Origin of the sequence: Rhizobium sp. 42MFCr.1, assembly GCF_000377185.1 — a bacterium.
In the GTDB taxonomy this organism is placed as follows: Bacteria; Pseudomonadota; Alphaproteobacteria; order Rhizobiales; family Rhizobiaceae; genus Rhizobium; species Rhizobium altiplani.
Genome location: NZ_KB897871.1, coordinates 20,790 through 31,149 on the forward strand (window position 1 = coordinate 20,790; position 10,360 = coordinate 31,149).

The window sequence follows — 10,360 nt, forward strand, 5'->3', positions numbered from 1 at the left end:
CCGGATTGCTGAACGTTCCTGCGTGCAGCAATAGGAGGACACGATGCCGTCGTCTCCGGTGTAGCCGAAATGCTTTCGCGCTGCGTGGAACAACCACGCGGCGCCAAGGTTACCCGGCATGAGCAGCAAGCAATTCGACGAAATCTCCCAACCAATCGCCCTTGTCGTGGACGACGAGCCACTGATCCGCATGGACACCGCGGACATCATCTCCGGCGCGGGATACTATGTCGTCGAGGCGTCGTCGGCCGATGATGCCTTTGCGTTCCTGATTAAATACAATTCGCTCCAGCTTCTCTTCACGGATGTGTACACGGGAGGGGATATGGATGGATTCCAACTGGCCAGGAAGGTGGCCGAACGCTGGCCGGGCATCGAGGTCGTCGTCGCCTCCGGGGCGCGGCTGCCGAACGATGGCGACCTGCCGGACAACGCAAGTTTCATTCAAAAGCCGTTCTCAGCTGAGACGGTACTCGGGGTGCTGCTGGAGCACTTTCCGAACGGCCCCCGCCGCAAATGCTGATAGACCGCCTTCCTTATCTCGGCGATGACCAGCTTATACCATGGATTGGCGAGGCAATCGCACGCGCCGGAGGGAATGACGGCTGTGAGTCGTGGTCGCCGACGTGATGATCTCGATGGGCAGCCATTGATTGCGCCGCCACCAATTCATCGACATCCCCGGCATGTCAAGGTCCGTCTCGCGCGGGAAGATGGCCGTTGACATGCGGTTAGAGCGGCATCGTGAAGGTGAAGCGCGTCTCGTTTTCATCCGATCTCACGGAAAGTGCTCCACCGTGGACCCGTGCGATCTCGCTGGCGATGTAGAGACCCAGGCCCAGTCCTTGCCGGCTGCCGCGCACTTCGCCTCGGAAGAACGGCTTGAAGAGTGTTCCCATAGCTGCTTCGGAAATAGGGTCACCTGCGTTCGACACCCAGAGTTCGAATGTGCCATTGCGCGTGCTCGCTCCGATTTCGATCGGCTGTGTCGGATCGCCGTGAGTGACGGCATTGCCTACAAGGTTGGACAGGAGCTGCGCGATCCGCGGATGATCACATCTTACATCGCGCACCAGGTCGAACGTCGAGCGGATTTCCCGGTCCGGGTTCACCGCCCGAACCTCACTGACCACGTCCTCGAGCACCGGTCCCAACGGCGCCTCCGCCACGACCTCCAACTTCAGGCCATCGCCAAGCCGCGCCCGTGCGAAATCAAGGACGTTGTCGACCAGGTCGCGCATTCGGACCGCACTGTATTGCATCAAGTTGAGAATCTTGCGCGTCTCGTCGTTGACGCCAGTACGAGTGAGGCGTCGGATGCCCGCCATCATCGACGCGATCGGATTGCGCAGATCATGGCCAAGCACCGCCACGAACTGCTCGCGGACTACAGACAGTTCGCGCTCCTCAGCAAGGTCGGCGTGTACCTGAACGAGATCAGCCTCATTGTCGAGATTGCTGGCGATCAGCTTGGCGAACAGCTTGAACATGCCGATCGTCTCGGGATTGTCGAGTTTGTGAGGCGAGGGGTCTATGGCGCATAGCGTTCCGAAAAAGGAGCCGTCGCGCTGAACGATCGGGACGGAGATGTAGCTCTGAAAGCCGTAGGTTGCCGGCGTGTGATGATCACGATAGTAGGGACTATCAGTGACGCTGTTGATGACGACAGACTGGTGGCTCTGCCGGATCTCGTTGCAGATCGTCGACTCAAGCCTCAGTTCACTGCCGGGCGTGAGCCCGAAGTCGATACTGTCGAGAACTGCGCAAGCCACCCAACGCCTTTCCGTCACTCTCGCGACGGCAGCAAAACCCATCCCCGTGGTCTTGCAGACGACTTCTAAAATAGTGGGGACTTCTTCCATCCGGCCGACGGCCTCGATGTCTGCTTTGATCTCTCCCATAGCCACCTTGCGGTTCGCGTCTGACGCTATCATACATGATGGCTGAGGCGAGACGGCGCAATAGGACAGACTGAAGCGATGCGCGAAATACATGCCAACGTCCGTTCCAAGACCAAGGGCTTCCAACTTGTATCGGTCGGCCCGGCGCTCGTTTGAGCGTCCGCCGCCATCGCTCAAGCAGGTATGCAAACTCACCCCTGGCGGCAGGCCTTTACGAGCTCTCTTGCTGTGGAAAAATTGGCCTCACCGGCAGAAGACTCCACAGGCGGCACCGGCACCGCTTAACGACGGCCTCGGACTGATATCGTGTTCGATCGATCGTGCGATGGGCGGATGGCTGACCGGTGTTGGCCCATCTTGAAGTCCCGAGCAGATGGTCATTCGTAGGTAAGCGAGTTTTTCAGGTCGCTGAGTTCTCGCCTAGCATCCGCCTCACGGTAGCACCCGGCCACCTCTGGGGACAGTGAGGCGCGATAAGTGGCGTTTGTCTGGGAAATGACCTTGTTCAGTTCAATGATCTGCCCCTGCAATTCGTAGGGCATACAGAGGGAAGTGATGGTATCACGGTTGGCCGTCGCTTTCCGCTTCATCATGCCAGCGTGAGACTGCCATCCCTCGTTGAAGGCGGCGCACCACGAATCAGGCGCGTCTGCGGAAAGGCGAAGGACCATGCTGGTCAGCGGGCCCTCGTTGGACAAACCGGAGCCTATGTCATTGAGTTCTACGATGCTGATGTCCTGAAAGTCCGTCATCTTTTTCACTCCAAAGGGCAGCGAGATAAGCTCGGAACGACGAGTTAGTTCCACCGGCGCTCAAAACTAACTTGACCGGCGTGCTCCGTCGCAACTCGGCTGCGGATCTTGGCGACAGCAAATGTAGAGTCCCGAGATGGTCCTTTTGATCCTAGCGGCCACTGTCCGAGGCCAAGCAACGCCGACAGACTGGCCTCGCCGTTGAAGGGCGATAATGGCAGTAGGCCTCGTAAAGGACGTGCAGAGGGGCATCTGATAGGTTTTGTCAACGTCGCCACAGATGGCGCTTTTCACGCGATGATCCTGGATACCTGCGTTAGCCCCGCTTATGTGCAGGAGGAGGATCGCCACGAGGTTAGTCAAAGAAGCGAATGTTGCACGGGAGCGGGGCGCAAGTTGGCTACACGTCGTTTTTAAACCGCATCTCGGGTCATTCTATCGCCGGTGCAGCTGTAGGCAGACAGAGGCGGCCCGATTCAACCGAAGCAAAAAGGTTGAAACCCGCGACCAGCGATTGTGCAACAACGTAGGCGAGCCCTGGTACGGAAATTCCTTCCAAGCTTCTCTGGCTTCCGAAGCCTCGAAGTGAAGGCTTGTCACGCCCCCTGATCGGCAGCAACGTCCGGTAAGAAGATATAAGATGATGAAGGCTTGCTCGCGATATGACAGATCTGACTAAGGATCCCCGCGTTCGGGTTATCGACCTGGAGACCGCTGGCAAAGGCCGGAATGACGTCTGCGAAATTGGTTGGCAGGACGTCGCACTCGGTTCAGATGGCCGTTGGCGGATCGAGCAGGAGCGTGGAGCTTTGCTGGTCAATCCAGGACGTCCTATCGCCGTCGAGACCATGGCGATCCACCACATTCTCGATGCAGATGTCGCAACGGCGCCGTATTGGCGGGAGGTAGCATCCAGTATTTTGCGACCTCAAGGTGGAGTTATGGCGCTTGCGGCACACCGGGCAGCATTTGAAAAGCACTATTGCAGCCCAAGTCTCACCGGTGGGAGTCCATGGATCTGTACCTGGAAATGTGCCATGCGGCTCTGGCCCCAACTGACAAGCTTCTCCAACCAGATGCTGCGATACCAGCGCATGCCGGTTGGGCTCGTCCGCGAAATCGGCCTTCCGGCCCATCGGGCAATGCCGGACGCGTATGTCACGGCGCATCACCTACGTGATATGCTAAATGAGGTCTCTCTTGAGCAGCTCATTGCGTGGAGTGTAGAACCCGGCTTGCTGCCACGGGTGCCGTCCGGTGCTGAACGGGGCAAGACGTGGGATCGGCTAAGCGTTGAGACGCTCAGGGAACTGTCGCTTGCACGGGATCCAGATATCCGTTTCAGCGCCAAAACTGAGCTGCGTCGGCGCGGCGGTGAGGATTTACCCGCCGCCGTTCAACCGCCGCAAGGCACGCTTTTGTAGGTTTGCTCAGAGGGCTGGCAACCTCCGTGGTGGCATACAGCAGTTGCCGCTAGATCAATGTTTTTTATTCATACGCGGGCGTGCGCCACCAAGCAACGCACGCCTTTCGATGGTCAGGCGGCTTTCGCGTTCACGGTCGCTTCGGCGAGTTCGGAGAGCAGCTCATCGGTGGCCTCCTCTTCGTCGAGGGTCGTCGCAAGCAAACCGGCAACTTCGTCGAGGCCAAGCGTTTTTGCCCAGGTGACCATCGTGCCGTAGCGACTGATCTCGTAATGCTCGACTGCCTGCGCCCCCGCGAGCAGTCCCGGATCAAGAGCTTCGGTGTCCTTGAACTGCTCCATAACTTCCTTGCCTTCCTCGATGATGCCGAGGATCGCATTGCAGGTCTTTTTCTGCGCGGGCTTGCCGATTAGTTCGAATACCTCCTCCAACCGCTCGATATGCGTTTCGGTCTGACCCTCGTGGGTCCGAAAGGCCTGTCGCAGGTCGCGTGACTGTACAGCCTCTGCCATTTTGGGAAGTGCGCTGAGTATCTGCTTCTCCGCGAAATAGATGTCTTTCAGCGTTTCATACAGGAGATCCCTGAGATTTCTTGGTTCTGTCATCTTCGTATTCCCTTCGATTGTGGGATTAAGAGTTGCGGTCGAGGTTGTATTCCTTGACGACAACGACGGGTTTCGTGCCAGCCACGCCCCCAAACCAGGCAGCAATGCCCCCCAAGACGAGAGCAAGGAAGCCAAGGAGAGCGCCTCGCGAAACGACAGTGGCCGTGGTCTGCGCTGCAGTGAGCGCCTGTTGTTTTGCAGTCTCCACGGCGTCGCGATAGCTAGCCTCGTATTCATCGACCTTCGCACGAGCTTGGTCGACGGGAATATTTTCAGCCTTGGCGAGTGCGTCAGCTGCCCGCGTTTTCGCATCCGCGACCTTTGATTGATCGCCAGTGGTGACCGCCTTCATCGCCGAGATAGCTGTGGCCTGAAGGGATTGGGGGTCGTTTGTACCGCTGCCGTCGCGAATTTGCCTTTCGATTACGCTCATCGGGTCCGTTGCCGTCGCTAGCAAGGGTGCAGCTGCTGATGCGGCGGTGGCTGCCGTCTTTCCAACACCACCTACCACGCTTGAAAGGCCGCTGAACGCACCGCCAACCAGCGCTCCGACCGACGTGGTAAGAAGGTAAAGGACGACAAGTGTGGTCACTGCCCAGGAAGTTACTCCTTGGAATCCGCCTGTCGTTTCGCTCGGTCGACCCGACAGACGGCTTGCAGCGTAGGCTCCTATGAACGAGGCAACGAGCCCAGCAACGACGAACCATAGTGCGCTGATGATCGAGAAGGAGGTCGCGGTTGGATTGTCAGTTGTGGCCGGATCGAGAACGGCGGCACCAATCCCAACTCCAAGAAGGTTGAGAAGGAACTGGGCCGTAAGCGCGAGTGCGACACCGGCAATAATCGCTCCCCATGAAATCCTGTTCAGTGCTGCAGTCGTCGTAGCATGAACGTCGTCTGAGTTTGCTGCGTATGCAACAGTGTCAGCGGGCAGGGTTGATGTCTGAGACATGGACGTAGTCCTTTCGCGGACTGCAGAGGCAGCCAGCCATGTGTGAATTGTTTGGAAGTGTGAGACCGCTTCAATCTTCGCAGAGTGCAAAGATTGAAGTGCGGGTGCTTTTCCGCAGCAATGTGACGGATAGCTTTGCTTGAGGAAGTAACTGCCAGCCCTGCATGAGGTTGGCGTAGTCTAACACCGCCAATGCCCAAAGGTTCCGGTTTCCACCAGAATTGTTCGAGGGGCACCATCAAATCTGTGGGAGAGCACCAACAGCGCGAACGATGACGTTATTGGTTCCAGTGGCGGCGACCTTACGGTTGACGGGTTAATCAGGATTGCCAACGAGTCGATTGGACAGCAAAACCAACGGCCCATGTGTCCGTGCGCTTGTGCGAATGGCTTTATTTCATCAGCCCAGCAGCTCGCAGGGCATTCTCAATCGTTTGCTTTATCCCGGATGACAAATCGGGAGCTATCGGTGGCGCAAGATGCGCCGTCTGCACTTGGGTAGACTGCGGCCTCCGTTCAAACGACGGTGTGAGACCCCAGTCGGCAGCAATTTTTGAAGTCGAGGAAAGGCCCACGTCTAACATGAATGGGCCGCTGTTTTCTCGCTCGTTTGAAGCATCGACAGGCGTCCCGTGCCCCATTCCATCGATCGAATGATAAGATAGTACGACCTGGCCGCTTTCGTTATGCCAATCCTGGCGCACCACACCTTCGTCCTTTGTAACTGTCGGCGGATATCCTTCAACTCCATGGGCGCCACGCCATTGGTCAACGATCGCGGTGGCATTGACGGCAGACACCGTCTGGTCTGCTGTACCATGCCAAACCGAGATTGACGGCCACGTCGTCAATGTCGGAGCCGCCCCACGTAGCAGGTTTTGCAGCTTGTTCCTGTCAGGCACTCCGTGGCCACGCATTCTGTCGAAAGCTTCTGGGACCGTTGATGCTACGCCATAGGGCAGTCCCGCGATAATTGCCCCGCCTGCGAACACTTCAGGGTAGGTAGCAAGCATAACGTTCGCCATTGCTCCGCCAGCGGACAGGCCCGTTATGAAAATGCGCTTTCTATCGATTTTCCATTTCGCGGCAAGAGTTTCAATCATCTGCCGTATGGACATCGCTTCGCCGTGATCTCTGACCGTGTCGCCTTTCTCAAACCAGTTGAAGCAAAGGTTGGCGTTGTTCTCGCGCCTCTGCTGCGGAAAAAGGACGTAGAAGCCATACTCCTCTGCAAGTTTGGACCAACCGGCGCAACCGTCGTAGCCCGCCGCTGTTTGCGTGCAGCCGTGAAGAACGACGGCAAGGCCTGGCGATTTCGGGGGCTCTGACGGGGCATAGAATTTGGCGGAGAGGGCTCCCGGGTTGGAACCGAAATTTGGAAGGTCGCTCAGCCGTGTGGGGAGGGCATCGCTTGGGAAAGGGGGACGGCGGTTTAACCGTGACAGACGAGCTATGGTGTCGGATAATGGTCGCATCTTGGCTCCTAAGATCACGGCCATGACGGCGATGATTGTAACCTCAACGAGCGAGAACGCTAGAGGTTGCTGCGTTGCACAAAATTAATGTGGCGGCCCGCGACCAGGTTGCTTACATCGATTGCTCAAGGTGGTGACCTCGTCCAACCGCGCCTTCTTCGAGCATCGGAGAGAGCGGTCGGTCGTGATGCGACAAATGTCGCCCTGTCGACGGCATTCGGAGTGCCCGTCTCGAGGTAATCACCGAAGAAATGTAGCAAGGCTGAACTGAAGCACGGGGGAGGCAATATATGCCATCTGAACCACGATCACCGCGTCTGGCGGTTCTTATCGATGCAGATAACACCTCAGCGAGAATTGCCGACGGTCTTTTTGAAGAGGTCGCCAAGATCGGCGAGGCGAGCGTGCGCCGCATCTACGGTGATTTTTCGGGGACGCGTTCGCGGGGCTGGGCTGAGATCCTGGCAAAGCACGCGATTATTCCGCAGCAGCAATTCGCCTATACGACAGGCAAGAATGCGTCCGACATCACGCTTGTCATCGATGCGATGGACCTGCTGCACAGCGGGCGTTTCGACGGCTTCTGCCTGGTTTCGTCCGACAGCGATTTCACGAGGCTAGCGGCACGCATCCGCGAACAGGGCATCGATGTTTTCGGGTTCGGGGAGCAGAAAACCCCGGAGAGTTTTCGCCAAGCATGCCGACGTTTCATCTATACCGAAAACCTCTTGCCGGGAAAGATAAGGGAGGAAGGCGATACCGCCACAAGCAGCAAGCCTCTGCAGTCACCGGATACGGCCAGCCTTCTGATAAAGCGTGTCCTGGCTCAGGAAGATACTGATGACGGCTGGATCAGCCTCGGCACGGTCGGCAAGCAGCTTCTCAATCTGGCACCGGATTTCGATCCGCGGACATTCGGCTTCAAGAAATTGAGCGACCTCGTCCGCAAGACGGGCCAGTTCGACATCGAACGGACCGAAGGCAGTCCTCTCAGGATTCGCATCAGGCAGAAGCCGAACGCAGAGGAAAGAGCAAAGAGAGGACGCTCCCGCAGCTCTGCAAACAGTCCCGCCACGGAATAAACTGGTTTATCCACGATGGCCTGTTAAATCGCCTACTATTACGCGTAGGGCAAGTTTGCGGCATCGCGAAACGAGATCAGGCGCCGGCTTTGCTCATCCCAGAGAACCAGTTTTACGCAGTGCAGGCTCTGCATCAGCGTAATACGGCCGACGCCGGCCAGTTCGGGGTGATCCTGCAGCACTTCCGGCAGCCTGTAGTAGGGCACCCTGCTCGACAGATGATGAACGTGATGGATGCCGATATTACCGCTGATCCAGCGTAGTGCGAGCGGCAGATCGTAGTGCGACGCGCCATGAAGGGCTGCATGTGAAAACTGCCATTCCGGCTTTTTCGACCAATGGGTTTCCTCGAACTGGTGCTGGACGTAGAAAAGCCATATGCCCGCGGCTCCGGCCAGCAGGGTGATCGGCAGATGCACCACCAGGAAGGGCAGGATTCCGATTGCCCATATCAGTACCCCGGAGATGACAACGATCGCCAGATTTGTCGCCATGGTGGATATCCAGGGCAATGAACCGGCTTGCATCATGCCGAAGGGCAGCCGCTGCTTGAACAGGAACAGCCATGCGGGGCCAATGCCGAACATGATTGCCGGATGCCTGTAGAGCCGGTAGCTAAGCCGTCCGGACCACGAAAGGGCCTTGTATTCCGATACCGTCAATGTGGTTATGTCGCCGATGCCGCGCTCCTCGAGATTGCCTGCCGAGGCGTGATGCTCCGCATGCGCCCGACGCCAATAGTCATAGGGCGTAAGCGTCAGGACACCGATCACTCGGCCCGTCCAGTCGTCAGCGCGTCGACGCGCGAAGAAGGAACCATGGCCGCAGTCGTGCTGGATCATGAACAGACGCAACAGGAAGGCTGCTGCGGGAACGATGAGGATCAGGCCGGGCCAGCAGCTGTAGTGAACCGATGCCCATGCGCCGACCCAGAAAAGCGCGAACGGGATGGCGGTCACTATAAGTTCGATAACGCTGCGTTTGAGATATGGCTGACGGTATCTGGCGAGGATATTGAGCCATGCCCTTTCATCGGAAAGGGGAGGGTTCAGGTCGCGGTCGATGGTATCGATCAAAGAATAATTCCACGCATGGTAACGAATGCCGAGAAGGCGAGGGCTATCACCACGGCGGACCTGATGAGGAACAGCCTATAGTCGAAACGATAGATCTCATGAAGAGTGTTTATCATTGCCGAATCTCCTGGTTTTCGGAATATGTCTGTTCAAGGCGCTAACTCGGCGAGCAAAGCCGGCGCTTTGGCGCTATTGTTTGTGCTTCAATTCTTGTGTTTGCCGCCCTGCAGGCTGCTTTTCGAGGCATCCTTGATCTGGTTGGCAAAGCTTGCCTGCACCTTCGCCGGCGCCTTTTCCTGTTTCGGTTTCCGCGCCTCACGGTTGCTTCGCACTTGTCCTTTGGCCATCCAGGGCGATCCTTTGTTCATTGAAATTAAAGTGCCGGGCGCACGACGCGGGGACAAAGCGACGGGCAGGCATAGGATTCCAGCATGCGACTCTAAAGAGGCGGTCATCATCAGCCGTTTGAGGTTCGTGACGGTACTTGGTCTCTGCCTGTCTTTTTATTCTCTTCTTTCGCAGAATCGTGGACCGGTTCGGCCCCACCTGATTTCAACTTCCTTCAGCGATGACTGCAGATCAAGCTTTTTCTAAACGGATCACTCGTTATCCGTCGATCTCTGTTTGACTGATCGCTTCAATCATGGCACGGCTCCTTCCATTCAGTCCCCGCGACCCAGGCTTTGAACTTAGCCCGCGCTTCCAAGTGCAATCTGGCAGGCCTGTGCAAGGTCTACATTAGGCTCGGTGCTGCCAAGTGGCGTTGCCCAGCCGGCCTTTTTGATAACGTCGCTACGCCCGTAGGTGCCGGCTGCTTTGAGTGCGGCCAAGATCTCTGCCGAAGCTGGATCCGATTTGGCCCTCTCGAGGCAATAGGGCGTCAGCGCAGCCGCGATGGCCGAGGTTCGCTCGATCCCGGCGGCTTTTTGAGCACTGCCATTAGTCACCCAACCTCCCCATGTGAAGCCGACGATGGCAAGTGCGGCCGCGCCGCATGCCGCTCCCCATAGGCCGGGGCGAAGCCAGGTCATGTCTAGCATGTCCATATCCAATCTGAATGAAAACGCGCAATATTGCGCAGAACTACAATAAC

The 10,360-nt window shown here is 57.4% G+C and carries 11 protein-coding genes and 1 pseudogene; 4 read left to right on the forward strand and 8 right to left on the reverse strand.

Annotated elements, in window-relative coordinates; all coding sequences use genetic code 11:
- The first annotated feature begins 118 nt into the window (after positions 1-118).
- Positions 119-523 carry a response regulator gene (locus C934_RS0129375; RefSeq protein WP_018860092.1) on the forward strand — a complete coding sequence of 135 codons (405 nt, stop codon included), beginning with the start codon at positions 119-121 and terminating at the stop codon, positions 521-523.
- 208 nt (positions 524-731) lie between these two features.
- On the opposite strand, the gene C934_RS0129380 is transcribed toward C934_RS0129375, so the two are convergent.
- Both C934_RS0129380 and C934_RS0129385 read right to left on the reverse strand, forming a co-directional pair.
- Entirely contained in the window at positions 732-1,901 is a 1,170-nt protein-coding gene (locus C934_RS0129380) for a GAF domain-containing sensor histidine kinase (protein ID WP_018860094.1), read from the reverse strand.
- A 377-nt stretch (positions 1,902-2,278) separates the two neighbouring features.
- Positions 2,279-2,653 carry a hypothetical protein gene (locus tag C934_RS0129385; RefSeq protein WP_018860095.1) on the reverse strand — a complete coding sequence of 125 codons (375 nt, stop codon included), beginning with the start codon at positions 2,651-2,653 and terminating at the stop codon, positions 2,279-2,281.
- A 243-nt stretch (positions 2,654-2,896) separates the two neighbouring features.
- Here C934_RS0129385 and C934_RS36010 point away from each other — a divergent pair.
- Together C934_RS36010 and C934_RS0129390 are read left to right on the forward strand one after the other, a co-directional pair.
- Positions 2,897-3,122, forward strand: a pseudogene (locus tag C934_RS36010) (GNAT family N-acetyltransferase); the annotation flags it as partial.
- A gap of 193 nt (positions 3,123-3,315) precedes the next feature.
- Positions 3,316-4,077 carry a DNA polymerase III subunit epsilon gene (locus tag C934_RS0129390; RefSeq protein ID WP_018860096.1) on the forward strand — a complete coding sequence of 254 codons (762 nt, stop codon included), beginning with the start codon at positions 3,316-3,318 and terminating at the stop codon, positions 4,075-4,077.
- A 113-nt stretch (positions 4,078-4,190) separates the two neighbouring features.
- Here the strand turns inward: C934_RS0129390 and C934_RS0129395 are convergent, their stop codons facing one another.
- The 3 genes from C934_RS0129395 to C934_RS0129405 all read right to left on the reverse strand — a co-directional run bounded on the left by C934_RS0129395 (position 4,191) and on the right by C934_RS0129405 (position 7,109).
- Positions 4,191-4,682 (reverse strand): YciE/YciF ferroxidase family protein, encoded by a 492-nt coding sequence (locus C934_RS0129395; RefSeq protein WP_018860097.1) that lies wholly within the window; start codon positions 4,680-4,682, stop codon positions 4,191-4,193.
- 25 nt (positions 4,683-4,707) lie between these two features.
- Entirely contained in the window at positions 4,708-5,634 is a 927-nt protein-coding gene (locus tag C934_RS0129400) for a hypothetical protein (protein ID WP_018860098.1), read from the reverse strand.
- Positions 5,635-6,026: 392 nt separating this feature from the next.
- The gene (locus C934_RS0129405) at positions 6,027-7,109 is read right to left on the reverse strand and encodes an extracellular catalytic domain type 1 short-chain-length polyhydroxyalkanoate depolymerase (protein WP_026372188.1); all 1,083 of its coding nucleotides are present in this window, start codon (positions 7,107-7,109) and stop codon (positions 6,027-6,029) included.
- 290 nt (positions 7,110-7,399) lie between these two features.
- On the opposite strand from C934_RS0129405, the gene C934_RS0129410 reads away from it, so the two are divergent.
- On the forward strand, positions 7,400-8,191 hold the full coding sequence (locus C934_RS0129410) for an NYN domain-containing protein (protein WP_018860100.1): 792 nt from the start codon (positions 7,400-7,402) through the stop codon (positions 8,189-8,191).
- A 38-nt stretch (positions 8,192-8,229) separates the two neighbouring features.
- Here C934_RS0129410 and C934_RS0129415 read toward each other — a convergent pair whose 3' ends face one another.
- The 3 genes from C934_RS0129415 to C934_RS0129430 all read right to left on the reverse strand — a co-directional run bounded on the left by C934_RS0129415 (position 8,230) and on the right by C934_RS0129430 (position 10,307).
- The gene (locus C934_RS0129415) at positions 8,230-9,267 is read right to left on the reverse strand and encodes a fatty acid desaturase (protein WP_018860101.1); all 1,038 of its coding nucleotides are present in this window, start codon (positions 9,265-9,267) and stop codon (positions 8,230-8,232) included.
- A 203-nt stretch (positions 9,268-9,470) separates the two neighbouring features.
- Positions 9,471-9,614, reverse strand: coding sequence for a hypothetical protein (locus tag C934_RS35385; RefSeq protein WP_018860103.1), 144 nt, complete (start codon positions 9,612-9,614; stop codon positions 9,471-9,473).
- Between the two features lie 342 nt (positions 9,615-9,956).
- On the reverse strand, positions 9,957-10,307 hold the full coding sequence (locus tag C934_RS0129430) for a hypothetical protein (protein ID WP_018860066.1): 351 nt from the start codon (positions 10,305-10,307) through the stop codon (positions 9,957-9,959).
- Positions 10,308-10,360: the final 53 nt, after the last annotated feature.

Bases quoted from the DNA above. Each gene is read 5' to 3' on its own strand.
- C934_RS0129375 (WP_018860092.1), top strand. From the start codon at position 119: ATGAGCAGCAAGCAATTCGACGAAATCTCCCAACCAATCGCCCTTGTC.
- C934_RS0129380 (WP_018860094.1), bottom strand. From the start codon at position 1,901: ATGGGAGAGATCAAAGCAGACATCGAGGCCGTCGGCCGGATGGAAGAA.
- C934_RS0129385 (WP_018860095.1), bottom strand. From the start codon at position 2,653: ATGACGGACTTTCAGGACATCAGCATCGTAGAACTCAATGACATAGGC.
- C934_RS0129390 (WP_018860096.1), top strand. From the start codon at position 3,316: ATGACAGATCTGACTAAGGATCCCCGCGTTCGGGTTATCGACCTGGAG.
- C934_RS0129395 (WP_018860097.1), bottom strand. From the start codon at position 4,682: ATGACAGAACCAAGAAATCTCAGGGATCTCCTGTATGAAACGCTGAAA.
- C934_RS0129400 (WP_018860098.1), bottom strand. From the start codon at position 5,634: ATGTCTCAGACATCAACCCTGCCCGCTGACACTGTTGCATACGCAGCA.
- C934_RS0129405 (WP_026372188.1), bottom strand. From the start codon at position 7,109: ATGCGACCATTATCCGACACCATAGCTCGTCTGTCACGGTTAAACCGC.
- C934_RS0129410 (WP_018860100.1), top strand. From the start codon at position 7,400: ATGCCATCTGAACCACGATCACCGCGTCTGGCGGTTCTTATCGATGCA.
- C934_RS35385 (WP_018860103.1), bottom strand. From the start codon at position 9,614: ATGGCCAAAGGACAAGTGCGAAGCAACCGTGAGGCGCGGAAACCGAAA.
- C934_RS0129430 (WP_018860066.1), bottom strand. From the start codon at position 10,307: ATGCTAGACATGACCTGGCTTCGCCCCGGCCTATGGGGAGCGGCATGC.